The organism is Lentzea sp. NPDC055074, from assembly GCF_053608005.1.
In genome coordinates this window covers 227,121-252,185 of sequence record NZ_JBSGUQ010000006.1, presented here as the reverse complement: position 1 = coordinate 252,185, position 25,065 = coordinate 227,121, and the positions used below count along the sequence as shown (strand labels likewise).

25 protein-coding genes are annotated in these 25,065 nt (G+C 69.2%); 10 read left to right on the top strand and 15 right to left on the bottom strand.

Annotation, left to right across the window (positions count from 1 at the left end; all coding sequences use genetic code 11):
• Window positions 1-39 precede the first annotated feature (39 nt).
• Genes ACWF7A_RS17010 through ACWF7A_RS16995 form a run of 4 tightly spaced genes read left to right on the top strand, consistent with a single transcriptional unit; the run spans window position 40 to window position 4,440 of the window.
• Window positions 40-1,200 carry a cytochrome ubiquinol oxidase subunit I gene (locus ACWF7A_RS17010; RefSeq protein WP_452251379.1) on the top strand — a complete coding sequence of 387 codons (1,161 nt, stop codon included), beginning with the start codon at window positions 40-42 and terminating at the stop codon, window positions 1,198-1,200.
• Window positions 1,200-1,823 carry a cytochrome d ubiquinol oxidase subunit II gene (locus ACWF7A_RS17005; protein ID WP_452251378.1) on the top strand — a complete coding sequence of 208 codons (624 nt, stop codon included), beginning with the start codon at window positions 1,200-1,202 and terminating at the stop codon, window positions 1,821-1,823. Before ACWF7A_RS17010 ends, ACWF7A_RS17005 begins: the two co-directional genes overlap by 1 nt.
• Window positions 1,793-3,142 (top strand): ABC transporter ATP-binding protein/permease, encoded by a 1,350-nt coding sequence (locus ACWF7A_RS17000; RefSeq protein WP_452251377.1) that lies wholly within the window; start codon window positions 1,793-1,795, stop codon window positions 3,140-3,142. The genes ACWF7A_RS17005 and ACWF7A_RS17000 overlap by 31 nt, the downstream gene beginning before the upstream one ends.
• Window positions 3,139-4,440, top strand: a complete 1,302-nt coding sequence (locus tag ACWF7A_RS16995; RefSeq protein ID WP_452251376.1) for an amino acid ABC transporter ATP-binding/permease protein — start codon at window positions 3,139-3,141, stop codon at window positions 4,438-4,440. Before ACWF7A_RS17000 ends, ACWF7A_RS16995 begins: the two co-directional genes overlap by 4 nt.
• On the opposite strand, the gene ACWF7A_RS16990 is transcribed toward ACWF7A_RS16995, so the two are convergent.
• Both ACWF7A_RS16990 and ACWF7A_RS16985 read right to left on the bottom strand, forming a co-directional pair.
• A complete protein-coding gene (locus ACWF7A_RS16990) occupies window positions 4,372-5,283 on the bottom strand; it encodes a glucosyl-3-phosphoglycerate synthase (RefSeq protein WP_452251375.1) in 912 nt (303 codons plus the stop codon). The two genes, ACWF7A_RS16995 and ACWF7A_RS16990, sit on opposite strands and share 69 nt — an antisense overlap.
• On the bottom strand, window positions 5,283-5,621 hold the full coding sequence (locus ACWF7A_RS16985) for a hypothetical protein (protein ID WP_452251374.1): 339 nt from the start codon (window positions 5,619-5,621) through the stop codon (window positions 5,283-5,285). The genes ACWF7A_RS16990 and ACWF7A_RS16985 overlap by 1 nt, the downstream gene beginning before the upstream one ends.
• A gap of 129 nt (window positions 5,622-5,750) precedes the next feature.
• Here ACWF7A_RS16985 and ACWF7A_RS16980 point away from each other — a divergent pair, with 129 nt between their 5' ends.
• Both ACWF7A_RS16980 and ACWF7A_RS16975 read left to right on the top strand, forming a co-directional pair.
• Window positions 5,751-7,247, top strand: coding sequence for a CocE/NonD family hydrolase (locus tag ACWF7A_RS16980; protein ID WP_452251373.1), 1,497 nt, complete (start codon window positions 5,751-5,753; stop codon window positions 7,245-7,247).
• 10 nt (window positions 7,248-7,257) lie between these two features.
• Complete coding sequence (locus ACWF7A_RS16975; RefSeq protein ID WP_452251372.1) at window positions 7,258-8,310, top strand: winged helix DNA-binding domain-containing protein; 1,053 nt, start codon at window positions 7,258-7,260, stop codon at window positions 8,308-8,310.
• Here ACWF7A_RS16975 and ACWF7A_RS16970 read toward each other — a convergent pair.
• From ACWF7A_RS16970 to dapE, 3 genes are all read right to left on the bottom strand, one after another.
• Window positions 8,281-8,814: an LOG family protein gene (locus ACWF7A_RS16970; protein ID WP_452251371.1), complete on the bottom strand. Its 534-nt coding sequence runs from the start codon at window positions 8,812-8,814 to the stop codon at window positions 8,281-8,283. The genes ACWF7A_RS16975 and ACWF7A_RS16970 overlap by 30 nt on opposite strands.
• Window positions 8,814-9,596, bottom strand: a complete 783-nt coding sequence (locus ACWF7A_RS16965; protein ID WP_452251370.1) for an LOG family protein — start codon at window positions 9,594-9,596, stop codon at window positions 8,814-8,816. Before ACWF7A_RS16965 ends, ACWF7A_RS16970 begins: the two co-directional genes overlap by 1 nt.
• A gap of 178 nt (window positions 9,597-9,774) precedes the next feature.
• Window positions 9,775-10,842, bottom strand: coding sequence for a succinyl-diaminopimelate desuccinylase (gene dapE, locus ACWF7A_RS16960; protein ID WP_452251369.1), 1,068 nt, complete (start codon window positions 10,840-10,842; stop codon window positions 9,775-9,777).
• 60 nt (window positions 10,843-10,902) lie between these two features.
• On the opposite strand from dapE, the gene ACWF7A_RS16955 reads away from it, so the two are divergent.
• From ACWF7A_RS16955 to ACWF7A_RS16945, 3 genes are all read left to right on the top strand, one after another.
• The gene (locus tag ACWF7A_RS16955; RefSeq protein ID WP_452251368.1) at window positions 10,903-11,316 is read left to right on the top strand and encodes a hypothetical protein; all 414 of its coding nucleotides are present in this window, start codon (window positions 10,903-10,905) and stop codon (window positions 11,314-11,316) included.
• 97 nt (window positions 11,317-11,413) lie between these two features.
• Window positions 11,414-12,370: a 2,3,4,5-tetrahydropyridine-2,6-dicarboxylate N-succinyltransferase gene (gene dapD / locus ACWF7A_RS16950; RefSeq protein ID WP_452251367.1), complete on the top strand. Its 957-nt coding sequence runs from the start codon at window positions 11,414-11,416 to the stop codon at window positions 12,368-12,370.
• Window positions 12,371-12,521: 151 nt separating this feature from the next.
• Complete coding sequence (locus tag ACWF7A_RS16945; protein WP_452251366.1) at window positions 12,522-13,346, top strand: hypothetical protein; 825 nt, start codon at window positions 12,522-12,524, stop codon at window positions 13,344-13,346.
• On the opposite strand, the gene dapC is transcribed toward ACWF7A_RS16945, so the two are convergent.
• Window positions 13,336-14,427, bottom strand: coding sequence for a succinyldiaminopimelate transaminase (gene dapC, locus ACWF7A_RS16940; RefSeq protein ID WP_452251546.1), 1,092 nt, complete (start codon window positions 14,425-14,427; stop codon window positions 13,336-13,338). The genes ACWF7A_RS16945 and dapC overlap by 11 nt on opposite strands.
• A gap of 2 nt (window positions 14,428-14,429) precedes the next feature.
• A complete protein-coding gene (gene fdxA / locus ACWF7A_RS16935) occupies window positions 14,430-14,756 on the bottom strand; it encodes a ferredoxin (RefSeq protein ID WP_030480843.1) in 327 nt (108 codons plus the stop codon).
• Between the two features lie 153 nt (window positions 14,757-14,909).
• On the opposite strand from fdxA, the gene ACWF7A_RS16930 reads away from it, so the two are divergent.
• On the top strand, window positions 14,910-15,632 hold the full coding sequence (locus ACWF7A_RS16930; protein ID WP_452251365.1) for a GNAT family N-acetyltransferase: 723 nt from the start codon (window positions 14,910-14,912) through the stop codon (window positions 15,630-15,632).
• Here ACWF7A_RS16930 and ACWF7A_RS16925 read toward each other — a convergent pair.
• The 8 genes from ACWF7A_RS16925 to ACWF7A_RS16890 all read right to left on the bottom strand — a co-directional run bounded on the left by ACWF7A_RS16925 (window position 15,608) and on the right by ACWF7A_RS16890 (window position 25,023).
• Complete coding sequence (locus ACWF7A_RS16925; RefSeq protein ID WP_452251364.1) at window positions 15,608-16,033, bottom strand: hypothetical protein; 426 nt, start codon at window positions 16,031-16,033, stop codon at window positions 15,608-15,610. The genes ACWF7A_RS16930 and ACWF7A_RS16925 overlap by 25 nt on opposite strands.
• The gene (gene mshB / locus ACWF7A_RS16920) at window positions 16,023-16,862 is read right to left on the bottom strand and encodes an N-acetyl-1-D-myo-inositol-2-amino-2-deoxy-alpha-D-glucopyranoside deacetylase (protein ID WP_452251363.1); all 840 of its coding nucleotides are present in this window, start codon (window positions 16,860-16,862) and stop codon (window positions 16,023-16,025) included. Before mshB ends, ACWF7A_RS16925 begins: the two co-directional genes overlap by 11 nt.
• Before the next feature lie 249 nt (window positions 16,863-17,111).
• A complete protein-coding gene (locus tag ACWF7A_RS16915) occupies window positions 17,112-18,104 on the bottom strand; it encodes an ABC transporter ATP-binding protein (RefSeq protein WP_452251362.1) in 993 nt (330 codons plus the stop codon).
• A complete protein-coding gene (locus ACWF7A_RS16910) occupies window positions 18,101-19,261 on the bottom strand; it encodes an ABC transporter ATP-binding protein (protein WP_452251361.1) in 1,161 nt (386 codons plus the stop codon). The genes ACWF7A_RS16915 and ACWF7A_RS16910 overlap by 4 nt, the downstream gene beginning before the upstream one ends.
• Window positions 19,261-20,184 (bottom strand): ABC transporter permease, encoded by a 924-nt coding sequence (locus ACWF7A_RS16905; protein ID WP_452251545.1) that lies wholly within the window; start codon window positions 20,182-20,184, stop codon window positions 19,261-19,263. The genes ACWF7A_RS16910 and ACWF7A_RS16905 overlap by 1 nt, the downstream gene beginning before the upstream one ends.
• Window position 20,185: 1 nt before the next feature.
• On the bottom strand, window positions 20,186-21,184 hold the full coding sequence (locus tag ACWF7A_RS16900) for an ABC transporter permease (RefSeq protein ID WP_452251360.1): 999 nt from the start codon (window positions 21,182-21,184) through the stop codon (window positions 20,186-20,188).
• A 94-nt stretch (window positions 21,185-21,278) separates the two neighbouring features.
• Entirely contained in the window at window positions 21,279-23,060 is a 1,782-nt protein-coding gene (locus ACWF7A_RS16895; protein ID WP_452251359.1) for an ABC transporter family substrate-binding protein, read from the bottom strand.
• Between the two features lie 301 nt (window positions 23,061-23,361).
• On the bottom strand, window positions 23,362-25,023 hold the full coding sequence (locus tag ACWF7A_RS16890) for an ABC transporter family substrate-binding protein (RefSeq protein WP_452251358.1): 1,662 nt from the start codon (window positions 25,021-25,023) through the stop codon (window positions 23,362-23,364).
• Window positions 25,024-25,065: the final 42 nt, after the last annotated feature.

Here is a 25,065-nt window from a genome sequence, read left to right as displayed (position 1 = left end):
GCCTTAATAAGTAGCCGCGCTACACATACCTTCAGCACCATGAGCGCCAGTGACCTCGCCCGCCTCCAGTTCGCGACGACCACGTCGTTCCACTTCCTGTTCGTGCTGCTCACGCTGGGTCTCGTCTCGCTGCTGGTGATCATGCAGACGAGGTTCACGATCACCGGGCTGCCCGTGCACGAGCGGATGACGCGGTTCTGGGGCCGGATCTACGTGATCAACTACGCGCTCGGGATCGTCACCGGCATCGTGATGGAGTTCCAGTTCGGCCTGAACTGGTCGGGCCTCGCGACCTACGCCGGCGACGTGTTCGGGGCGCCGCTCGCACTGGAGACGCTGATCGCGTTCTTCCTGGAGTCGACGTTCCTCGGCCTGTGGATCTTCGGGTGGGGCAGGCTCCACCGCTGGCTGCACCTCGCACTGCTGTACCTGACGGCGCTGACCGCGTTCGCGTCGGCGTTCTGGATCATGGCGGCGAACGGGTTCCTGCAGCACCCCGTGGGCTACCGGGTCGACGGCGATGTGTTGCGGCTGGACGACTTCGGCGCGTTGCTGACCAACCCGACGTTCACCTCGGCGCTGACGCACGTGGTCTTCGCGTCGATCACGGTCGGGGGTGTGTTCCTGACCGGCGTCTCGGCCTACCACTTCATCAGGCGGACGCCCGAGGTCGACTTCTTCCGGCGGTCACTGCGGATGGGCGTGGTGACGACGGCGCTGGCCACGCCCGCGCTGATCGGCGCCGGGTTCGCGCAGTTCCCGGTGATCGCGCGGTACCAGCCGGACAAGTCCGAGGCGGCGTCGTGGATCGGGGCACCGCTCGGCTTCATGATCATGATCGGGATGGGGCTGACCGTGATCAGCTGGCTCACGCTGCCGTTGCTCATCAGGGACGCGGTGATCCGGATGCGCTTTCCGCTGTACTTCATGGTGATCGGGATTCCGCTGCCGTTCGTGGCCGCGATCTTCGGATGGATGTTCCGGGAGATCGGGCGTCAGCCTTGGCTGATCTACGGCCTGCTGCGCACCGAGGACGCCGTGTCGCATGTGGGCGCTTCGCAGATCCTGTTGTCGTTCATCGTGTTCACGTTCCTGTTCGTGGTGCTGGCCTGTGTGGACTGGGCGTTGATCGCACGGGCGGTCCGTCGTGGTCCGGACGTCGCGCCCGCCCCTGTCTCGCCGATGGTGGTGACGCTCTGATGGAAGCTCTCTGGTTGACCGTGCTCGGTGTTCTCACCGTCGGGTACTTCGCGCTGGCCGGCTTCGACTACGGCTCCGGTCTGCTGCTGCCGTTGCGTGGACGCGAAGTCGCGCTGCAGCGCATGAACCCGTTCTTCCTAGGCAACGAGGTGTGGCTGGTCGCCGCGATCGGCGTGCTGTTCGCGGCGTTCCCGCGACTCGAAGGCGAGCTGCTCTCCGGCGCGCACAGCACGTTCACGCTGGTCCTGGCCGGGTTGGTGCTGTTCATGGCGGCCGTGCAGCTGCGGCTGTGGTGGTGGCTGGTGTTCACTGGCGCGCTGATGGTGTCCGTGGGCTGGGGGCTGTTCCTGGCGCACCTGCTCGAAGCGCCCTGGCCGGTGGCGCTCGTCATGCCGGTGCTGTTCGCCGTGCACGGCTGGGTGTTCCAGAACCGGCGCTGGAAGCTGTTCCCCGTCACCGCGGCGCTCTGCGCGCTGCCGATCCCGCTGGCGTTCGGCTCGATCGACGTCACCGGGCTCATGGCCCACTCCGACACCCTCGGCCTGCTCGCGTGGGTCGCGATCCCGATCATCCCGCTGGTGGTGGTGCTGCAATGGTCGATCGTCTCCATCTCCTCGCGCTGATCCCGGTCCCGTTCCTGGTGCTGGCCCAGGCCGAGCTGCTCGCGTCCGTGCTGAGCGGCGGCACGGGGTTCCTCCTGCTGGGCCTGGTGATCGGCGCCAGGGTGCTGGTGTGGTGGGTGCACCGCGAGTGGGCTCATCGGGCCGCCGAACGGACCCGCGTGCGGCTGCGGGAGGCGTTCCTGCGGCAGCCCGGCACCAAGGCCGGCGAGGTCGCCACGCTGGTCACGCGGGGCGTGCACGACGTGACGCCGTACGTCGCCGGGTATCTGCCGCAGCAGGTCCTGGCCGTGGCCGTGCCGCTCGCGGTGGTGGTCAGGCTGGCGTTCACCGACCTGACCGCGGCGCTGACGATCCTCGCGACGCTGCCGTTGATCCCGATCTTCGGCGCGCTGGTCGGCGCCCACACCCGCGAGCGGACGGCCCGCCAGTGGGACGCGCTGGCGACGCTCGGCGGCCACTTCCTCGACGTGGTCAGGGGAATCGGCACGCTGCGGGCGTTCGGGCGGGCCGAGGCGCAGTCCGCGACCGTCCGCAGACTGGCCGCGCGGCACAGGACCGAGACGATGTCGGCGCTGAGGATCGCGTTCCTGTCCGCGTTCGTGCTGGAGCTGGTCGCGACGATGTCGGTCGCGCTCGTCGCCGTGCCGGTGGGGCTCAGGCTGCTCGACGGCGGAGTGCCGCTGCACACCGCGCTCCTCGTGCTCTTCCTCGCGCCGGAAGCGTTCTTGCCGCTTCGAGCGGCCGGGGCGCAGTACCACGCCAGCGCTCAGGGCCGGGAGGTCCTCGCGAAAGTCCCGGCCCACAACGAAACCACTGGTCTCACGCCACCGGACCTCGCCCACGCCGAGATCGTGTTCGACCGCGTGAGCGTGCGCAGCCTCAGCGAGTTCTCGTTGCGCATCCAGCCCGGCGACCGGATCGCGCTGGTCGGCCCGAGCGGTGCGGGCAAGAGCACGATCCTCGGTCTGCTGCTGGGTTTCGTGCGACCCGACCACGGCCGCATCACCGTCGGCGGCGTCGACCTGAACGACATCGACCGACGCCAGTGGCTTGCCGCGTTGTCGTGGGTGCCGCAGCGCCCCACGCTCGTCCCGGCGGCCCTCTCGTCCGGCGAGCGGCAACGGGTCGCGCTGGCCAACGCCCTGGACCGGCGTCAGGCAGGGCTCTTCCTGCTGGACGAACCGACCGCACACCTCGACGCGGAGACGGAGACCCTCGTGCTCGAAGCAACACGGGAGTTCACCCGCGGCCGCACGGCCGTGATCGTGGCGCACCGCCCGGCACTGCTCGGCGAGGTCGACCGGGTGGTCCGGGTATGAGACTCGCGATCCTCGCCGGCACCCTCGCCGAACTGGCCGGAGTCGGGCTCACCGCCACGGCGACCTGGTTGGTCATGTGCGCAGCCGAACACCCTCCGATGCAGGCGCTGACCGTGGCGATCGTCGCGGTCCGCACCCTCGCGCTGGCCAAGGGCGCCCTGCGCTACCTCGAACGCCTGACCAGCCACGAGGCGGTGCTCAGCGAGGCCGTCGAGCTGCGCGGCAAGGTCTACGACGACCTCGTGCACCGCAGGCACGTCCCGTCCGGCACGGCCCTGACCCGCATCGTCACGAACGTCGACCAGCACCTCGACACCCGGCTGCGCGCCACCCTCCCGTGGATCACCGCGGCCCTCGTCGGCGCCGTCGTCACCGCGGCCTCGGGCTTCTCGTTGCCGCTGGTCGCGGGCCTGCTGATCAACCTCGCCCTGCTCCCGTGGCTCGCGATCCGCTCCCCGCGCGACCTCACCCCGTTGCGCGCCAGGCTGACCGAACAGACCACGGAACTCGTGCACAGCAAAGAAGAACTCATCGCCTACGGCCTGTTCGACGAGAAACTCCGCGCTGCCACGAGAACCGCGAGACGACTGTCCCGTGAGGAACGCACGCGCGACCTGACCCCATTGGCGATCGCCGTCCAGTTCGGCACGGCGCTCTTCATGCTCGCCCAGCACGAACCGGCCTGGCTGATCATGGCCGCCGTCGCGACGTTCGAGATCACCGTCCCGCTCGCCGCTCTCACCAGGCCCCTGCCGGAACCCACCGACGAACCCGAACCCGAGCACTCCCAGCAGATCCCGGAACTCCGCGGCAGGACCGCGATCGTCGGCCCGAGCGGCGCGGGCAAGACCACGCTGCTCAACGCCCTCGCCCGCGAACTGGAACCCAGCAAGGGCGCGCTGGCCGACGCGCACGTCTTCCACACCACGGTCCGCACGAACGTCCTGCTGGCCAAACCCGATGCCACGCAGGAAGAACTGGACCGGGCCGCCGCGATCGCCGAACTGGACCTCGACTGGGACCAGGTCGTCGGCGAACGCGGTGAGGAGATCTCCGGTGGCCAGCGCCAGCGCCTGGTCCTCACCAGGTCGGTGCTCGCGAACCCGGAGGTCCTGCTCCTGGACGAACCCACGGAGGGCCTCGACCCGGACCAGGCCGACCGCGTGCTCGGCAAGGTCCTCGACCACTGCCGGGGCACCGCCCTGGTCGTGACGCACCGCGAAGAGCAGCTAGCCCTGTTCGACCACGTGCATCATCGGCGGCCGATCGGCGACCAGCACGTCGGTCGAGTCGGGTAGCCACTCCCCGCCGACCTGCACGAACTGCGTCAGCGGCCCGGACTGCGCGGACACCCCGCACCGGGCCAGCGCCGTCCCCATGATCTGCGACGACATCGCGCCGAGCTGCAGCAGCGACCGGTTGCGGTGCTTGCGCACGCCCAGGTTCACCTGAGCCAGCGCGGAGAGCCCGTGCACCCGGTGCACGTCCAGCAACAACCCGATCTCCACGCCGTACCCGGCCGCGAACGGAACGGACTCCAAAAAGGACCGGGTGGCCGCGTACTCGCCACCGAGTGGTTGCACCACACCGGAAAGCTCGGGCCGCAGCGTGTTCAGCAACGGCCGCGCGACCAGCTCGGTCACCCGTCCGCCGCCGGAGCTCTCCAGCCGCAACGGCCGCCGGTAGAACCCCTTCACCAGGTGCACGCCGCCGTCCAGCAGCAACGGCCCCAGCAACGCCGTGACGAACGCGGTCTCCGGGTCCACCAGGTCGGAGTCGAGGAAGACGACCAGGTCCCCGGTGGTCGCGGCCAGCGAGCGCCACAGCACCTCGCCCTTGCCGGGCAACGGCGGCAGCCACGGCACGACGTCCTCGCGCAGCACGACCCGCGCACCGGCGGCGGCCGCCACCTCGACCGTCCGGTCGGTGGAACCGGAGTCCATCACCACCAGCTCGTCCACGAGCGTCCCGAGCAATGGCCGGACCACGGAGACCACGGCCCCGACGGTCTCCTCCTCGTCCAGCGCGGGCAGCACGACGGACACGGTCCGGCCGCGCTTCAGCGCCACCAGCTCCTCGACGGTCCAAGACGGCTGCTGCCAGGTGTGCGTGGCGAACCAGGCTTCGACGGAGGGCAGCATCAGGCGAGCGCCCGCATCGCCCGGACCGGCGGACGGGTCCCCGTCACGCTCGCCACCATCTCCACGACCTTCCTCGCCTGCCGCACGTCGTTCGCACGAACGGCGCGTGCTCCGGACAGCGCAGCGACCGTGGCGGCCGCCAGCGTGAAGTCCTCGTCCCCTTCGGGAACCGTCACCACGTCCAACGCCTCGGACAGCGACGGCAACTCCAGCTCACCGTCGAACTCGACGACGTCGGCGCCGGCCTCCACCGCTCGTGCGACGGCGTCCGCGCTGGTCAGATGCGCAACGACCAGCACGCGGTCTTTCGGCAGCTCAGTGACGCGGAATCGGTTCACGCCACCCAGCGTAGACAGTGGCCAGAACGGTGACCTGGCTCACAGCCTCTTGCTACCCATGAGTAGCAACCTGGTTTACTCCCCGGTAACAACCCTGTGTGATCTACGTCATGGTCAAGGAGGACCAGAGTGCGACGATCACTTGTTTTAGTCCTGGTACTCCTCTCCACCCTGCTCGGTGCTCCGGTTGCCGCCACGGCGGCCCCCGGCCACCAGATCTCGTACCGGTCGATCCCCGGCGTCGGCGGCACCGTTCTGAAGGCCCTCGTCGTCGAACCCACCGGACTGGGCAGCGGCCCGTTCCCGCTGCTCGTCATGCCGTCCAGCTGGGCGGTTCCCAACATCGAGTACGTCGGCGCGGCGGCCAAGCTCGCCAAGGAGTCCGGGTACGTCGTGGTGAGCTACACCAGCCGCGGCTTCTGGGACTCGGGCGGCACGATCGACGTCGCCGGCCCTGAGACCGTCGGTGACGTCAGCAAGGTCATCGACTGGGCGATCGCCAACGCGCACGCCGACGGCACCAAGGTCGGCGCGGCCGGGATCTCCTACGGCGCGGGACAGTCCCTGCTGGCCGCGGCGAACGACAAGCGCATCAAGGCCGCGGCGGCGCTGAGCACGTGGACCGACCTGGCCCGCTCGCTCTACCCGAACAACACCGTGAACAAGCAGGCCGTCGAGGTCCTGCTCGCGGCGGGCAAGGCCACCGGGCGTCCGGGACCGGTCCTCGTCGAAGCCGAGGACGCCTACCGCGACGGCAGGTTCTGGGAGGTCGTGCCGATCTCCGCGGAGCGCTCGGCGGCGTCCAAGATCGCCCAGATCAACGCCAACGGGACCGCGGTCATGCTCGGCAACGCCTGGAACGACGGCATCTTCGCGCCGGGCCAGATCGCGGACTTCTACGGCAAGCTCACCGGCCCGAAGCGGCTCATGCTCTCGCCGGGTGACCACGCCACCGCCGAGCTCTTCGGCGCGGCGGGGCTGCCCAACGAGATCTGGGAGTCGGTCGGCCGCTGGTTCGACCGCTACGTCAAGGGCACGGCCAACGGCATCGACGCCGAGCAGCCGGTGCGGCTCAAGCCCAACAACGGCGGCGCGTGGCGGACGTTCGGCGCGTGGCCCAGCGGCAACGCGGACACGGTGCAGCTCGACGCGAAGAGGATCCACGCGGGCTGGGGCACGGTCGCGGACAGCGGCACGATCCTGCTCTCCGGTGCGCTGCAAGGGTTCCTGAACATCCCGACCGGGGTGTCGCTGCCGTTCGTCGACCGCAACGTGGCCGGCGTGTGGAGCGGACCTCAGTACCCGAGGGGCGCGACCCTCGCCGGCACGCCCAAGCTCAAGCTCCAGGTCACACCGAGTGCGGAGACGACGACGTTGTTCGCGTACCTGTACGAGGTCGGGCCGCTCGGCCTGGGCGCGCTGATCACGCACAAACCGGTCAAGGTGACCGGCGCGGGCCGCACCCAGACGCTCGACGTGGAGCTCGAACCGACCACGTGGAACGTCGCCCCGGGCAACCGGACCGCACTGGTGATCGACACGGTCGACCCGCGTTACCTCACGGAATCGACTCGCGGCTCAACCGTCACCTTCGGACCGTCGAGCCTCACGGTTCCGAAGGCGTAAGAATGTCCGGGTGGACCTCACCCGGCAGCAGGTGCTCCTCCACCGGATCCATCAGCACGAACTGGACCGGCGGACCAGTGACGCGGCCGAGCTGGCGGTGTTCTCCCTGGGCGTCCAGGACAACACCTCCGGCTCGGCCCTGCTGAGTCTCGCCGCCCGTCTCGCTGAACCGACGGTGGACGACTTCGTCGTGACCTGGTCCGTGCGCGGTGCCCCGCACCTGCACCGGGCCGGCGAGCTGAAAGCGTTCTCCCGCGCGCTGTGGCCGTGGAGCGACGCCGACGCCCGCGCCAGGGCCGCCCGCCCGAAGGTCGACGACCTGCTGGACGCGCTGCGGCACATCGCGACCGCCATGCGGTCCATCGTCACGAAGCCGATGACCAAGGGCGAGGTGAGCAAGGCGCTGACCCCGTTGGCACCGAAGCAGACCGTCGAACCGTGCCGGGGCTGCCAGACCGAGCACGTGAGCGACCCGATCTTCCGCCTCGGCGCGCTGCCCGCGGGTCTCCGGATCCTCCCGGAGGAGAAGACCGTGACGTTCGAACGCGTCCACGGCTGGCCGGGTGTCCCGCGCAGGACCGCGGGCTTCGACGAGCTGGTGCACCGCTACCTGACGCTGCACGGCCCGGCCGGACCGTCCGAAGTGGCCGGTTACTTCGGCACCAGCACCCGCGAGGTCAAGAAGCGCTGGCCGAAGGACGGCCTCGTCGAGGTGACCGTCGACGGGCAGAAGGCCTGGCTGCCGGAGGACGTGGAGATCGTCGACGCCGAACCGCCGGCCGTCCGGCTGCTGCCCCCGACCGACCCGTACCTGCAGGCCCGCGACCGCGACCTCCTGCTGCCCGACAAGGCGGCGCAGAAGGACATCTTCCGCATCCTCGGAAGGCGCGGCGCGATCCTGGTGGACGGTGAGATCGCGGGCTCCTGGCAGGGCAGGGTGGTGTCCGGCAAGCGGTTCGAGGTGACGGCGACGCCATACCGCCCGCTCCCGGACCTCCTGCCGGAGACCCAGTTCCTGGCTCAGGCCAAGGGACTAGACGACGCAAGCGTCAAGGGCGACTGACACGTCGTCCGTGACGATCAGCGACTTCAGCGCGGTGTGCGAGACGAAACCCTTGTCCCGCAGCTCGGTCAGCCACTCGACGAGTCCCTTGTAGTGGTCGTCGACGTCCAGCAGCACCACGGGCTTGCCGTGCATGCCGAGCACACCGGCCGTCCACACCTCGAAGAACTCCTCGGCGGTGCCGATGCCGCCGGGCAGCGTCAGGAACGCGTCCGCCTTGTCGTCCATCATCTTCTTGCGCTCGCGCATGGTGTCGACGACGTGCAGCTCGGTCGAGTCGCGGTCCGCGATCTCCCTGGTGGCGAGGCCCTTCGGGATCACGCCGTAGGTGTGCGCGCCGCCGGCGCGGGCCTCCCGGGCGACCGCGCCCATCATCGACGTCTGCCCGCCGCCCCAGACGAGGTGCCAGCCGCGTGCCGCGATCTGGCGCCCCACCTCGGCCGCGAGGTCGACGTAGCTCTGCGGGACCGTCGCGAGACTTCCGCAGTAAACAGCGACATACATCAGTGTGCGTCCGCCCATGCCTTGTGCGCGTCCTTGACCACGCGCACCGCGTCGTCGATGTCGTCCGTCAGGTGCAGCAGCGCGAGGTCCTTCTCGCCGACCTTTCCGCCGGGGAGCACCGAGTTCTGGATCCAGTCGTACAGGCCCTGCCAGTACTCGGTTCCGAACAGCACGACCGGGAACTTCGTGACCTTCTTCGTCTGCACCAGGGTCAGCGCCTCGAACAGCTCGTCGAGGGTGCCGAACCCACCCGGCAGGCAGATGAAGGCCTGCGAGTACTTGATGAACATCGTCTTGCGCACGAAGAAGTAGCGGAAGTTCACGCCGAGGTCGACCCACGGGTTCAGGCCCTGCTCGAACGGCAGCTCGATGCCGAGACCGATCGAGAAGCCACCGGCCTCCGAACACCCGCGGTTGACCGCCTCCATCGCGCCGGGGCCGCCACCGGTGATCGCCGCGAAACCGGCCTGTGCCAGCGCCGCGCCCAGGTCACGTCCGAGCTGGTACTCCGGGTGGTCACGGCCGGTGCGCGCCGAACCGAAGACCGTCACCGCGCTCGGCACCTCCGCCAGCGCGCCGAACCCCTCGACGAACTCCGCCTGGATGCGCAGCACCCGCCACGGGTCGGTGTGCACCCAGTCCGAGGGGCCGCGGGAGTCGAGCAACCGCTGGTCGGTGGTGGTGGTTCTGTCATCCTTGCGATCGCGCCGCTCCACGACCGGGCCGCGCCGCTTCTCACTGGGGCGCTCGTCGACGGCGCCGTTCTTCTTCTCTTCCGTCATCACTGAGATTCTAGTGGTGTGGCTCAGAACGTTGCCGGTGTATTCGTGTTCGGACGGGTGTGTCGTGGTGCCGCCCCCACGTCCTCGTACTGGTTGTACGGGGGCGTGGGGGCGGCGCCGCGACGGATCCTGCTGAGCGCGGATACGCCGCCCACGTTCTGAGCCACACCACTGGTGATCAGTTCAACAGAAATCGCTCAAGCACGTCGAAACACTCGGTGATCTGCCGGACGGGGACGTTCTCCTCCCGGGTGTGCGCGAGAGTCGGGTCACCCGGCCCGAAGTTGACCGCGGGCATCCCCAGAGCCGCGAACCGCGCCACGTCCGTCCAGCCCAGCTTGGCCACCGGAGTGCCCCCGGCCGCCTGCACCAGTTCCTGGGCCGCGGGAGCGTTCAGGCCCGGCAGCGCACCGGCCGCGAAGTCCGTGACGGTGACGTCGAATCCCTCGAAGACCTCGCGCAGGTGCTGCTCGGCCTGCTCGACCGTGCGGTCCGGCGCGAACCGGTGGTTGACCGTCAGCACCGCGGCGTCCGGCACGACGTTGCCCGCGACGCCGCCGCTGATCTTCACGGCCTGCAGGCCCTCGTGGTAGTGGCAGCCGTCGATCTCGGGCTGCCGCGGGACGTACGCCTCGAGCCTGCGCAGCGCCTCGCCCATGCCGTGGATCGCGTTCGCGCCCATCCACGCCCTGGCGGTGTGGGCGCGCTTGCCGGACGTCCTGATCTCGATGCGCATCGTGCCCTGGCAGCCGGCCTCGACCGTGCCGTTGGACGGCTCGCAGACGATCGCCAGGTCGCCGCGCAGCCACTCCTCCCTCTCCCGCTGGATGCGCGTCAGCCCGTTGCGCTCGGCCTCGATCTCCTCGCAGTCGTAGAAGACGAACGTGAGGTCGTGGCGCGCGTCCGCGCTCAGGGCCGCGATCGCGAGCATGACCGCGTCGCCGCCCTTCATGTCGACGGTGCCGCAGCCGTGCAGGATCCCGCCCTCGCGGCGGCTCGGGAAGTTCTCGTTGATCGGCACGGTGTCCAGGTGCCCGGCGAGCACCACGCGGCGCTCCCGGCCCGCGTTCGTCCGCGCCAGCACGGAGTTCCCTGATCGGGTGATCTCCAGGTGGGGCGCGTGGAGCTGGAGCGACCGTTCGACGAGGTCCGCGATCTCCGCCTCCTCCCCCGACACGCTGCGGACATCCACCAGCGAGGTCGTCAGGTCGATCGGGTCGGCGTGGAGATCAAGGGTGTCGGACACGCGGGTCACCCTACCCAGGCGGCTTGGGCGCTCGGCCGTTCAGCCGATACCGTGCTGTGCGTGATCAAGCGCACACTCCTGGTCATCTCCCTGCTGCTCACGGCCACCGGCTGCGGCGAGGCCCCCGCCGCGTGCGACCGGCAGTGCGGCGAGATCCGGACGTTGGTCACGGCGCCCTGCGGCTCGCAGCACAGCTTCAGCCCGGCCGACTGCGCCGCGTGGGTCGGCGAGGTCGGCGCGATGACCCGGCAGCTCGACAGGTCGTTGCGGGGCAAGGAGGTCCAGCAGGACGTCAGCGAGGTCCTGCCCCGGCTGATGACCGCCGTGGGCGACTTCGAGGCGCACCAGTGCGGCGAGGTGCGCGTCGACAACGTGTCCAGCACCGACGCGCGTCAGTCGAAGTGCAACGAGGCCCTCATCGCCACCCGCGGCGACCTGGGCTCGCTGTACTTCAGCGCGGAGGTTCCGGACTGACCCGCCGCGGCGGGGATCGAGATGGCCTGATCACACGGCACGTCACACGTCCCCGCCCCACGGTCGCGGCGCCGCCGTCGGACTAAGCTCGGTAGCCGTGAGCACCGCATACGGCATCGGCCTGGCCACTGTGACCCCGGACGGCACCGTCCTCGACACCTGGTACCCGTCCCCCGCCCTCGGCGAGGCGGGCGAGCTGGGCACCGTCCGCGTGTCCTCCGCCGAGATCGCGGAGGCGCTGGGCGAGGCCGCCGCGAAGCTGCTCGGCGAGGACCTGGAACGCGGCGTCGAGGTCGTCGGCGTCAAGGTCGTCATCGACCTCGACGCGGCCCCGGAGACCACCTACGACGTCTGGCTGCGCCTGCACCTGCTCAGCCACCGCCTGGTCCAGCCGCACGGCGCGAACCTCGACGGCCTCTTCGGCCTGCTGACGAACGTCGTGTGGACGAACCACGGCCCGTGCGCGGTCGAGGGCTTCGAGCAGACCCGCACCCGCCTGCGCCTGCGCGGCCCGGTGACGGTCATCAGCGTCGACAAGTTCCCGCGCATGGTCGACTACGTCGTCCCGTCCGGTGTCCGCATCGGTGACGCGGACCGGGTCCGACTCGGCGCCCACCTCGCGGCCGGCACGACGGTCATGCACGAGGGCTTCGTGAACTTCAACGCCGGCACGCTCGGCGGCTCGATGGTCGAGGGCCGCATCTCCGGCGGCGTCGTGGTCGGCGACGGCTCGGACGTCGGCGGTGGCGCGTCGATCATGGGCACCCTGTCCGGCGGCGGCAAGCAGGTCATCAGCATCGGCGAGCGCTGCCTGCTCGGCGCGAACGCGGGCCTCGGCATCTCGCTCGGCGACGACTGCGTGGTCGAGGCCGGCCTCTACGTCACCGCGGGCACGAAGGTCACGCTCCCGGACGGCGAGGTCGTCAAGGCGGTGTCCCTGAGCGGACAATCGAACCTGCTGTTCATCCGGGACTCCGTGACCGGCGCCGTCCGGGTGCTGCCCCGCAAGGGCACGGGCGTCGAGCTCAACGCGGCGCTCCACGCGAACGACTGACGCCAGAACTCGGTGTCGGGGCCCGGTCTGCGAAGGCAGACTGGGCCCTCCTCACCTGAAGGAGGTGCACGTGCTGAAACAGCGACTCGAGTTGAACGCTCGAGCTGCCATAGAGCGTGCCCTCCAGGGCGCGCAGTCGGAGGACTCCTTCGTGGAGTTCAAGACGCAGTGGCCGATCGACCACGGCAAGGCCGCGCGCCAGATCGCCGCGCTCTGCAACGCCGCCCGCGGGTCCGAGGCCATGTGGATCGTCGGTGTCGACGAGAAGGGCCGCTACGTCAAGGGCGCCCCGGCCGAGGAGCTGTCGAGCTGGTGGCCGCGGGTCGAGAGCCACTTCGACGGCGTCGCACCGGGACTGACCACGGTCGCGTTCGACTGGGCGAGGAACCGGACGGTCGTGGTCCTGTCGCTGCAGACCGACAACGCGCCGTACGTGTTCGTCACGAAGAAAGAGCCCTACAGCAGGGAGATCCCGTGGCGCTCGGGTGAGCGCACCAGGTCAGCGCGCCGTGGCGAGGTGCTGGAACTGCTGGTGCCCAAGCTCGACATGCCCGGCTGGGAGTTCGTCAGCGCCCGCGCGACGCTGAGCCAGCACTCGCCGACGCTGCGGTTCGAGGGCGACCTCTACCTGGAGACGAACCAGCCGTTGTCGTTGCCGCACCACAGATGCCACTCGTACGCGACGTACGGGCTCGACCTCGCGACGGTCGACCTGCAGTTCAGCTTCCGCACCAACACGCGGGACGTGAGGGCCGTCGAACGCGTCGTGCGCGTCGCGGAACCGGCCGTGCTCCACGTGAGCGCGGACGCCGACGTGGAGCTGGACTCGTTCGCCGACCTCTGGGACCTGCACTGGCACCTCGTGCTGGGCCTCGGCCTGAGCGGCGAGGAGATCAGCACGTCGGTGCGGCTCACGACGGACGCCGTGCCACCGAACCAGTTCACGCGCAGGGTGTGGTCGGCCCTCAAGCCTTGAGGCGCTCGGCCGCCGCGGCGATCCGTTCGTCGGTGGCCGTGAGCGCGACCCGCACGTGCCGGGCGCCCTCCGGGCCGTAGAACGTGCCGGGGGCCGCGAGGATGCCGCGGTCGGCCAGCCAGGAGATCGTCTCCCAGGCGTCCTCACCGCGCGACGACCACAGGTAGAGCCCCGCCTCGGAGTGCGACACGGTGAACCCGGCCGCCTCCAGCGCGGGCTTGAGCACCTCACGCCGGGCCAGGTACCTCGACCGCTGCTCGGCGACGTGCTCGTCGTCCTCGAGGGCGGCGCGCATGGCCTCCTGCACCGGCCGCGGCACGATCATGCCCGCGTGCTTGCGCAGCTCCAGCAGACCCGCGACCAGTTCCGGGTCGCCGGTGACGAACCCGGCCCGGTAGCCCGCGAGCGACGACGACTTCGACAGCGAGTGCACGGCGAGCACGCCGTCGAAGGAGTCCACAACGGACGGATGCAGCACCGACACCGGCGAGGAGTCCCACGGCAGCGCCAGGTAGCACTCGTCGGACGCCACGACCGCGCCGACCTCACGCGCGGCGGCGACGGCGTCGCGCAGCTGACCGGCCGACAGCACGCGCCCGGTCGGGTTCGACGGCGAGTTGAGCCACACGAGCCTCGTGCCGGCGGGCGGGCGTTCCCCGTCGGCGAGGCGGACGACCTCGGCCCCCGCCATCAGCGCGCCCACCTCGTAGGTGGGGTACGCGACGGCGGGCACGGCGACGACGTCACCCGGCCCGACGCCGAGCAGGGTGGGCAGCCACGCCACGAGCTCCTTGGAGCCGATGGTGGGCAGCACCGCGTCCACCGACAGCCCGACGATCCCGTACCGGCGCTCCACCGCGGCGACGAAGGCCGCGCGCAGCTCGGGAGTGCCGTGGGTGGTCGGGTAGCCGGGAACGTCGGAGACCGACGCCAGCGCGGACCTGATCACCGCGGGAACCGGGTCGACAGGGGTGCCGACCGACAGGTCGACCACGCCACCGGGGTGCTTGCGCGCCTTGGCGGCGTGGCCTGACAGCTGGTCCCACGGGAAGTCCGGCAGCGCCGGCCCCCTACGTCGGATGATCAATGCCCTTCGGCCTGCGGCGCGAGGACCTTCACGAACTCCGGGTCGGCGCTGACCTTGCCGACCTTCGACGCGCCACCGGGCGAGCCGAGCTCGTTGAAGAAGTCGACGTTCGCCTTGGTGTAGTCCTTCCACTCGTCGGGGACGTCGTCCTCGTAGTAGATGGCTTCCACCGGGCACACCGGCTCGCACGCGCCACAGTCCACACACTCGTCGGGGTGGATGTAGAGCATCCGGTCGCCTTCGTAGATGCAGTCGACAGGGCACTCTTCGATGCACGCCTTGTCGAGCAGATCCACGCACGGCTGGGCGATCACATAAGTCACTGCGCTCTCCAACTTCATCTGGTCACACCGCGCAAGCCGGAGAGTACGCGGCACGTTCGAGTATCACCCGGTCAGGCTTGCCTTAGCTGTGCGATGTGACACGTCCCCACGGCTACCTGGAAAACCTCTCGCCAACGTAGTCAGGATGGACGTGTGCACACCGTGGATCACCTGGAAACCCTCTGCGCGCGAGCATGGCCCGCCCTGGCAGAAGTTCCGCTCGGAGACTGGTTGATGCGCGCCGCCGAGGGCTTCACCGGCCGCGCGAACAGCACGCTGACCTGCGGCGACCCGGGCATGCCGGTTCCGGAGGCGTTGAGGGTCGTGCAGGGGTTCGCCCGTGAGCACGGCATCAAACCCACGGCGCATGTGGTCAACGGCTCATCACCGGAGCCGGCGATCGAAGCCGCAGGCTGGAGGGTGGATCTGGATCATCCGGGTGGTGCCGAGTCGCTCGTGATGACCGGCCCGCTGGAGAAGTTCGCGGAGGGCGTAGCCGAGAGTCGTGATCTTCCCGGATGGTGGGAACTGACGGCCGGATCCGAGGTCTCCGCCGCGCAACGGCACGTGCTCGGCAGTGGCGGCGGCGTCTGCTTCGCGAGCCTGGCCGAGGACGGGGTCGTGATCGCGGCCGTGCGCGGCGCGGTGGTCGAGGACGTGCTGCACGTGGCCCGGCTCGCCGTACGCCCGTCACATCGCCGTCAGGGCCTCGCGAGGCGCCTCATGGGCGAGCTGGCGGGCTGGGGCCTCGAGCAGGGCGCCACGACGTGCGTGCTGCAGGTCGCCGAGCACAACGACCCGGCGATCAGGCTGTACGAGGAGCTCGGCTGCACCGAGCACCACCGGTACCGCTACTGGATCCCGGCGGTCTCGTAGAGGCCGGGCCGGTTGGCGGCGTTGCGCGCCATCACGGCGCCCACGGCCACCGCGCCGGGCATCGCCCCGCCCGCGATCAGCAGGAGCGAACGCCAGTCGCCGAGCAGGAACTGGCCCTGACCGCCCGGCTCCAGGAAGCCGAGCGTGAAGATCGTGAAGAACCACACGATCAGCGGGGCCGCGGCGGCGAGGACCCGGTCCGACAGGCCGGCCGCCCACTGCACCAGCATCGGCGTGGTGACGATGGCCACCGCGATCGTGACGGGGAACGGGATGTCCCCCAGCCTGGGCAGCAGGGTGCCGTCCAGGCGCACCGGGAGGAAGAACGTCTCGAGCACAGCGAGCACTGCCGCCTCGACGCACAGAAGCAGCAGGAAGACGACTCGCCAGCTACCTGTCACCACCCAGTCCTCCGAACAGATCCGTCTCCGCGCCGGCCGCGGAGCCCTTCGCGAGCACGTAGTACTCGGCACCGACGAGCGGCTGCGCGATGTCGTTCGACAACGCGTACCCGCCGTCCCACACACTGACCTGGGTCGAGTGTGCCCGCAGCGCCCGCCGTTTCGCCGTCAGGTGCTCCGACACGTCGACAACCGTTGTGATCTCTTCATCCGGCGTCACCGGGAGCTCACCGGCCTCGGGCAGCCGGAACGCGTCGGGGACGTTCTCCAGGCCGGCCACGCCGGCGGCCGTGGCGTCGCGGGACGTCACCGCGTAGAAGACCCGCTCGACGTCGGAGACCTGGGCGCACGCGGCGACCGTGATCTCGTGCGCGCGGATGTGGTCCGGGTGGCCGTAGCCGCCGAACGCGTCGTAGCTCACGACGACCTGCGGCTTGACCTCGCGCAGGATCTCGGCCAGCTGGGCGGTCTGGTCCTCGATCGCGCCCTGGATGAACGCGCGGGGCTTCGCGTTGGACGGCACGTCGACCATGCCGGAGTCGCGCCAGCGGCCGATGCCGCCGAGGAACCTGTGGTCCGTCACACCGAGTGCGGCGCAGGCTGATCTCAGCTCGCCCACGCGGTACCCGCCCAGCTGGTCGGCGGCGTCGGCGGCGAGGTTCGCCAGCGCGGGCGGGATGATCTCGCCCTCTTCGCCCAGCGTGCAGGTGACGACGGTGACGTGCGCGCCGGCGGAGGCGTAGCGCGCGATGGTGCCGCCGGTCCAGAGACTCTCGTCATCCGGGTGGGCGTGCACGAAGAGCAACCGTGGTGGGGCAGTCAGCGTCACTGAAACAGAGTAAAGCTGAGTTAATGGCTGTGTTTGTCGGCCCCTGCTCCGCAGGAGCGGCGAGATCGCCGGGAAGTCGGTCGTCCGGCCGAATCGTTCGCACCGAATTGGGCTTCGCCGAATTCGGTGCGAGCGGTTGACCGGACGACCGACGCGATCTCGCGAACCTCGCGCGTTTGCCCCCGGGCCAAGCCAGAGCGTTGCCCTGACCTGGCCATAAGGCTTCGTTTACTGCGGAAGCGAGCGCGCCTAGACGACCGCGCGTTCCTCGGCGAAGTGGCAGGCGGACAACGTTCCCTCCGGGCCACCACGCCTTTCGAGCTTCGGTTCCTCGGTCGCGCAGATGTCCTGGGCCTTCCAGCACCGGGTGCGGAAGCGGCACCCCGACGGCGGGTTGACCGGCGACGGCACGTCACCGGTCAACACGATCCGCTGACGCTTGCGTTCCGCCTTCGGGTCGGGCATCGGCACGGCCGACAGCAGCGCCTGCGTGTACGGGTGCATCGGCCTGGCGTAGATCGCCTCGCGCTCGCCCATCTCGATGATCTTGCCGAGGTACATGACCGCGACCCGGTCCGAGATGTGCCGCACCACCGAGAGGTCGTGCGCGACGAACAGGTAGGCGAGCCCGAGCCGTTCCTGCAGCTCCTCCAGCAGGTTCACGACACCGGCCTGCACCGAGACGTCCAAAGCGGACACCGGCTCGTCCAGCACCAGGAACCGCGGGTTCAGCGCCAGGGCCCGGGCGATGCCGATGCGCTGCCGCTGACCGCCGGAGAACTCGTGCGCGTAACGGTTGCGGTGCTCGGGGTTGAGGCCCACGAGCTCCATCAGCTCGTTGACCCGCCGCTGCACACCGCCTTCGACACCGTGGATCACCAGGGGTTCCGCGATGATGTCGTTGACCTGCCACTTGGGGTTCAGCGACGCGTACGGGTCCTGGAAGACGATCTGGATGTCCTTGCGCAGCGGCCGGAGCTGCTTGGTGCTCATGGTCGTCAGCTCACGGCCGTCGAACTTCACCGAGCCCGAGGTCGGCTTGTGCAGCTGCAGGATCGCGCGCCCGGTCGTGGACTTGCCACAGCCGGACTCGCCGACGAGGCCGAGCGTCTCGCCGGGGTGCAGCGTGAACGACACCCCGGACACGGCCTGCACCGTGCCGACGTTGCGCGGGATGATCCCCTTGCCCCGCACGGGGAACTCCTTGACGAGGTCGGTGACCTCCAGCAGTGGCGCGGTCACTTCGCCTCCTCATCCTCGAGCAAAGACCCGTGCGCGGCGGTCACTTCGAGCGACTCGTCGGGGTTGGCCGCGGCGAACGCGGCCGGGTTCTCCACCGTGCCGATCTCGTCGTGCAGGAACAGCCTCTGCGGCGTCTCGATCGTCGCCAGGTGCTCCCAGCGGTGGCACCGCGTCGTGTGGTTCGCGGCGCCGGCCTCCTCCAGCAGCGGTTCCCACTCGTTGCACACGTCGGCGACGAGCGGGCAGCGCGGCGAGAACGAGCAGCCGGTCGGCAGGTTCACGAGCGACGGGGGCGCGCCCTTGATCGGGGTCAGCCTCTTGCCCAGCGTGGACGGGTTCGGGACGGAGCCCAGGAGCCCGACCGTGTAGGGCATCCGCGGCCGTTCGAAGACGTCGTCGACCGGGCCGGACTCGACCACGGTGCCGCCGTACATCACCTGCACGCGGTTGACCATGCCCGCGACCACGCCGAGGTCGTGCGTGATCATGACGATCGCCGCGTCGGTCTCGGACTGCAGCCGCAGCATGGTGTCGAGGATCTGCGCCTGCACCGTCACGTCGAGCGCGGTGGTCGGCTCGTCGGCGATGATCACGCTGGGGTCGTTGATGATCGCCATCGCGATGACCACGCGCTGCCGCATGCCGCCGGAGAACTCGTGCGGGTACTGGGCCGCGCGCTTGTCCGGCTGCGGGATGCCGACCAGTTCCAGTGCCTCGACCGCCTTGGCCCACGCCGCCTTCTTGGAGACGTCGTGGTGCGCGCGGTAGGTCTCGGCGAGCTGCCACCCCACGGTGTAGACGGGGTTCAGCGACGTCATCGGGTCCTGGAAGATCATCGAGATGTGCTTGCTGCGGAACGGCTGCATCTGCTTGTAGGTGCGGCCGTTCAGCTCCTCACCGCGGTAGCGGATGGAACCCTCGATGACGGCGTTCTTGGGCAGCAGGCCCATGATCGCCATGGACGACACGGACTTGCCGGAGCCCGACTCGCCGACGATCCCCAGCACGTCGCCGGGGTTGAGGTCGAACGAGACGTTGCGCACGGCGCGGACGTCGCCGTCGTCGGTCGGGAACGTGACGCTCAGGTCCTTGACCGAGAGCAGCGGTGCGGTGGTGCTGGAGGGCAGGAAGTCCTCCGACAGTTCGGAAACACTCATCAGGCACGCACCTTCGTCTGCCTCGGGTCGAACGCGTCGCGCAGGCCGTCACCGATGAAGTTGACGGCCAGGGAGAGCGACACGAGCACGATGAACGGACCCCAGAACAGCCACGGCCGGTTCATGAACTGCCCGTAGTTCTCCAGCACGATCACGCCGAGCGAGGTGTCCGGGGGCTGGACGCCCAGTCCCAGGAACGACAGCGCGGCCTCGGTCAGCACCGCGGCGGCGATCGCCAGCGTGGCGTTGACGGTGATGCTGCCGATCATGTTCGGCACGAGGTGCTTGAAGATGATCCGCGGCGTCGAGGCGCCGCACGCGCGCGCCGCCTCGATGAACTCGCGCTGCGCCAAGGAGAGCGTCTCACCCCGGGTGATGCGGGCGATCGACATCCAGGCGAACGCGGCGAGCACGAGCGCGACGACGTACCAGCTGCCGGAGAACCCCTTGACGACGATCGCGGCGACCGCGATCTGGGGGATGATCAGCAGCAGGTCGACGAGCCGCATCAGCGCGGTGTCCACGAACCCGCGCAGGTAGCCGGCGAGCGCACCGAAGGTCACACCGATCGCGGTCGCCAGCGCGGCCACGATCAACGCGATCTGCAACGAGTACCCGGTGCCGCGCATGAGGAGCGCGAGCATGTCCTTGCCGACCTGGGTGGTGCCGAGCGGGTGGGTGCCGCTCATCGGCTGGTAGGACTTGCTGGTCACGTCCTCGTAGTCGAACGTCCAGATGAACGGCCCGACGAACGCGAACAGGATGAGGAACACGAAGACGGCGAGGCTCACCATCGCGAGCCGGTGACGCAGGAAGCGCCGCATGACCAGCTGGCCCTGCGTGCGGGTCTTGGTGGCGTCGAACTCGTGCGAGTCGGACTGCGGAGCGCTGTTCACCACGCCGCCCTCGGACGCCAAGTTGATGTTAGCCAAGGCGAATCCTAGGGTCGAGGATGCCGTACACGACGTCGGCGATCAGGTTGAACAGCACGATCAGGGTCGCGGTGACGGCCAGCCAGCCCATCAGCATCGGCGGGTCGAACTGCCGCACCGAGTTGACGAGCAGGGTGCCCATGCCGGCCCAGCCGAACACCGTCTCGGTGATGATCGCGCCGGACAGCACGGCACCGAAGTTCAACGAGAACAGCGTGGACACGGGGATCAGCGCGTTGCGGAACGCGTGCCGGAAGATCACGCGGCCCTGCGAGATGCCCTTGGCCCGCGCGGTGCGCACGAAGTCCGAGTGCAGGATCTCCAGCATCGACGCGCGTTCGAACCGGCTGTAGGCGGCGAAGCTGATCAGCATCAGCGCGACCGTCGGCAGCAGGAACGTGCCGGTGTACTTGAAGATCACTTCACCGAAGCTGCCGGTGAACCCGCCCGGACGCGGGCCTGCGGTGGTGAGCCAGCGGTCCAGCCCCATCGACTCCAGGACGTTGTTGAACTGGATGCCGTAGTTCTTCACGATGACCGCGACGCAGAAGATCGGCATCGAGAACATGAGGAACGCGGTGCTCGTGGCGAGGTAGTCGAAGATCGAGTACTGGCGCACGGCGGCGAGCACGCCGACCGAGACACCCAGTGTCAGAGCGAGGAGTTCGGCGCCGATGACGAGGCGCCCGGTGGTCCACAGCGCGTCGGTGACGGCCGGGAAGACGGCGGTCTTGGCCTGACCGAGGGCGATGCTCTGGCCCCAGTCACCCGACAGGAAGTCGGCGAGCCAGTTCCAGTAGCGGATGAAGACGGGCTTGTCCAAGCCCAGTGAGACCTCCGCGGCCTTGATGTCGGCTTCGGTGACACCGGGCCGGAAGCGCATCTCCGCCAGGGGGTTTCCGGCGGTGGCGACGAGGACGTAACAGGCGAAGCTGCCGATCAGCAGGATGGGTATGGAGATCAGCAGGCGCCGGATGATGTAGCGGATCACGGGCGGGCTCCTAGGGAACAACCCGGCTCGGGCGGGGCCGGACTCGTGGTCCGGCCCCGCCCGGTCAGGCGTTGCGCACTTCAGCTAAGACGAATTACTTGGTCTGCCACTCGTTGGCGTTCCACAGCGCGCCGTAGTAGCTCTGGAAGTACACGCGGTCGAGACCCTTGAAGGCCCACATGTTCGGCATCTGGAAGAGCGGGAGCGAACCGTAGGCGTTCGCGATCTCCTCGTCGGCCTTCTGGAAGAACTTGAGCGAGTCCGCGATCGACGTCTGCGAGACACCCGACTTGAAGGCCGCGTCCGCCGCCGGAACGCTCAGGTTCTGCCAGTTCTGGCCACCGCCGGTCTCGTAGATCGACTTCTTGTCGCTCTTGAGCGGGCCACCGGACCACGCGAACAGCGCGACGTCGTAGTCGCCCTGGCTCACGCGCTCGTCGAGGAAGTTCGGGTCGGTGTCGTCCTTGACCTCGATGCCGGCTTCCTTGCACTGGCCCTGGATGAGCTCGACGGTCTGCTTGCGACGCGGGATGTCGGTGTGGCTGATCCGGAAGGACGCACGCACGCCGTCCTTCGCGAACACGCCGTCTCCACCCTGCGCCCAGCCGGCGTCGGTGAGGATCTTCTTCGCCTCGGCCGGGTCGCCCTTGGCCTTGTCGGCGTAGACGTCCTTGTAGCCCTCGTCCTTCGGGAAGAAGATCAGGCTGCCGAGCGGCTTGGCGTCGGCCTGCACCTCGGTGATCAGCTTGTCGATGATGTCCTGGCGCTTGACGCACATGAAGAACGCCTTGCGGATCTCTTCCTTGGCCAGCACCGGGTTCTTGAACTGGATGTCGAGGTGCTCGAACGACAGGCCGGGGCCCGCGCCGAACGTGATGCCCTGAGCGCTGAGGCTCTTCAGCTTCGTCGCGGCGTTCGCGTCGGGCTGGGCCATGGAGTTGACGGCGACCTCACCGTTCTCCAGCGCCTGCGCCTGCGCGACGGGGTCCGAGACGGCCTTGAGGATGATCTTGGCCGGGCCACCGGCCTTGCCGACCCACTTGGGGTTGCGCTCGAGCGTCACCGACTGGTTCGGCTCGAAGGCGGTCAGCATGTAGGGACCCGCGCCGGGCGAGAGGTCCTTGGTGAAGCCGTTCCACTTCTCGTTCCAGAAGTCGGCGGCCTTCTGCAGGTCAGCGGCTGCGCTGTCCTTGTTGAGCTTGGTGATGTCGGCGATGCCGGCGTTCTTCTCCAGGATGTGCGCGGGGAGAACGTCGTTGTTGAACAGGCCGATGTAGTCCGGGTACGGGTCGGCGAACGAGCCGACGAACGTCTGGTCGTCCTTGCACTCACCGGTCATGAGGTCGTACCCGGTGGAGCCGGCCGGCTTGAAGTACTTGCTGCCGTCGGCCTTCTTGGACGAGTTGCTCTGGGTGAACCAGGCCATGTAGAAGTCGTCGCAGTCCCAGGCTTCGCCGTCGGACCAGGTGACGCCCTTCTTCAACTTCCAAGTCACAACCTGCGGAGACTTCGAGGTGACCTCGACGCTCTCCATGACGTCCTTGTTCAGGCTGTACTTGTTGTTGCCGTTCAGGATGTTCGCACCAGGCTGCGTGAGAACCAGCGCGAACGTGTTGTACGACTGGTTGGCGTCCTCGGTCGCGTTGTTGTACGACGTGTACGCCTTGTCCGTCGACACCACGATCTGGTCGCTCTGCTTGGTGTCCGGCGCGGTGTAGCCGTCGGCGGACTCGCCGCGTGCGACAGCCATCTCCGCGATGGTGGAGTCGCCACCGTTCGCGTCAGTGCCGCCTCCACCGCCACCACCGCAGGCCCCCAGCACGAGTGACGCGCTGGCGACCAGCGCGATCGCCGGAACTGCTTTGGTTCTCCTCATCGACACGTGCCCTCCTAGCACTGGGCGGCCGTGGCCAGGTCGGCATGCACGCCCATAACCGTGATGTGCCATACGCGCCCCGAACCGGCACATCGTGGGCAGCACGGTAAGAACCCCTTGAGGCGGCGGTCACTACCTGGGAGGGCGATCGTGACCCAATGGAAACAGGTTGTAGCAGGCCGCAATGGCCCGATTACCGGGCGCCAGCGTTCGTTGACCGGGCGGCTGGAATTCTGTCAACGAGAACGGCCGAACGTAGCAACGCCGAAAGGATGCGCGCAACGCAATTTCGACCCCTCGACTACTTGTCGAGGCGCCGCCATTCGGGCGCACCGCTGAGCACGCCCGCCAGGGGTGCCCCGGTGCCGACACCTGAAACCGTGGGAAGCACACCGAGTAGATCGACGACCTGGAACAACGGCACCGAGACGGCCTGGGCGGCGATGAGCGGCTCGACCCGGGCCAGCACGTCGGACACGAGGACCTTGCCGTTGAGGGCCGCGTCGATGTCCGCCTGGATCGCCGGGTCGCAGAAGCCGGCGACGTTCTGCGGGCTCGGCGTCGCCCCGTCCGGAGCGTCACCGGCGCACCCGAACTCGCTCGCGAGCGCCGCCGCCGTGTCCCCCGCGTCGACCCGCGGCACGACGGCGATGTCGACGTCGGACCCGGTGAGCTGCTTGCTGAAGAGGTCCTCGGCGCTCGGCGTGACGACCTCGGAGTCGATCCCCCGGTCCTTGAGCTGAACCTTGATCCGGTTCGCGATGCTCACGTAGGGCTCGGACTTCTCCGGCGCGGCGATCCGGAGCTTGAGGGCCTTGCCGGCCTTCTGCCACTCGGTGCCGGCCTTCGCGTACCCGGCCTCGGTCAGCAGCTGGTCGCTCGCCGCGGCGTCGAGCGTGTTCGCGTTGATCGTCTTGACGTACCCGGCGCGGCTCGGCGGCACCACGTACGAGTCGGCCCGGAACGAGGCGCTGGGCCCGCTCTGCGTGCCGGAGGCGATGAGCGCCTCGCGGTCGAGGGCGGCCATGATCGCCCTGCGGGTCTTCACGTCCTTGAGCTGCTCGCTCGCAGGCCGCAGCAACACCTGCACGACCTCGTTGCGCGGCACGGGTTTCGTCGTGACGTCCTTGATCGACTTGAGCATGTTCACGTCCGCCGCGTCGGCCCGCAGCAACGCGGCCTGGTTGTCGCCTTTGGACAGTGACTCGGCCATCGCGCTGCGCGTGGCCCTGCGGATGACGACCCGGTCGAGCGTCGTCGGCACCTCCCAGTACCGGTCGCTGCGCTCGAGCACGACCTCGCCGCGCGGCTCGTCGAGGCTGCGCACCTGGAACGGCCCCGCGGTCGCCGGGAAGCCGGTGGCGAGCACGTTCGACCACGTGCCGGGCGCGTCCTTGAGCAGGTGCGCGGGCAGCAGGTTCGAGAAGAGGGAGCGCCAGCCCGGGAACGGCTCGCCGAAGGCGACCTCGACGACCTTGCCGCCCTCGCGCGCGCTGATGTTGTTGATCAGACGGTAACCCGCCGGATCCACGACTCCGGGCTCCGCGCGCATACGCTGCCACAGGTAGTAGAAGTCCTCGGCGGCGATCGGAGCGCTGTCCGACCAGCTGGCGTCCTTGCGGATCGTGTAGGTGACCGTGAACGGCTCGGCCTTGGTGACCTTCGCGCTCACCATCAGGTTCCGGTCGAGCTGCGGCGCGCCGTCGTTGCCCGGCCTGAACGGGCTCGGCAGCAGCAGCGAGCTCAGCGCCGTCGTGATGGGGCTCTGCGCGGCGAGGGCGTGCGGGTTGTAGCCACCGGCCACGTCGTCCACGCCGACCACGATCTCGGTCACCTTGGGGCCCGTGGTGGTGATGACGGGCGCCTCGGACTTCGGCACCAGGGGCGGAGGAGGCGCGTTCGTGCACGCCGCCGCTGTGCCGCACAGCAGCGCCGCGGCAAGCACTCCCCCGAGTCGCCTCATGGTCCTCACATTGCCAGAAGGTGGGTGGTGGCGTTCGGGCAA

Bases quoted from the DNA above. Each gene is read 5' to 3' on its own strand.
- ACWF7A_RS17010 (WP_452251379.1), top strand. From the start codon at position 40: ATGAGCGCCAGTGACCTCGCCCGCCTCCAGTTCGCGACGACCACGTCG.
- ACWF7A_RS16970 (WP_452251371.1), bottom strand. From the start codon at position 8,814: ATGTATGTCGCTGTTTACTGCGGAAGTCTCGCGACGGTCCCGCAGAGC.
- ACWF7A_RS16990 (WP_452251375.1), bottom strand. From the start codon at position 5,283: ATGCTGCCCTCCGTCGAAGCCTGGTTCGCCACGCACACCTGGCAGCAG.
- ACWF7A_RS16995 (WP_452251376.1), top strand. From the start codon at position 3,139: ATGAGACTCGCGATCCTCGCCGGCACCCTCGCCGAACTGGCCGGAGTC.
- ACWF7A_RS17005 (WP_452251378.1), top strand. From the start codon at position 1,200: ATGGAAGCTCTCTGGTTGACCGTGCTCGGTGTTCTCACCGTCGGGTAC.
- ACWF7A_RS17000 (WP_452251377.1), top strand. From the start codon at position 1,793: ATGGTCGATCGTCTCCATCTCCTCGCGCTGATCCCGGTCCCGTTCCTG.
- ACWF7A_RS16895 (WP_452251359.1), bottom strand. From the start codon at position 23,060: ATGAGGAGAACCAAAGCAGTTCCGGCGATCGCGCTGGTCGCCAGCGCG.
- ACWF7A_RS16890 (WP_452251358.1), bottom strand. From the start codon at position 25,023: ATGAGGCGACTCGGGGGAGTGCTTGCCGCGGCGCTGCTGTGCGGCACA.
- ACWF7A_RS16910 (WP_452251361.1), bottom strand. From the start codon at position 19,261: ATGAGTGTTTCCGAACTGTCGGAGGACTTCCTGCCCTCCAGCACCACC.
- ACWF7A_RS16965 (WP_452251370.1), bottom strand. From the start codon at position 9,596: ATGACGGAAGAGAAGAAGAACGGCGCCGTCGACGAGCGCCCCAGTGAG.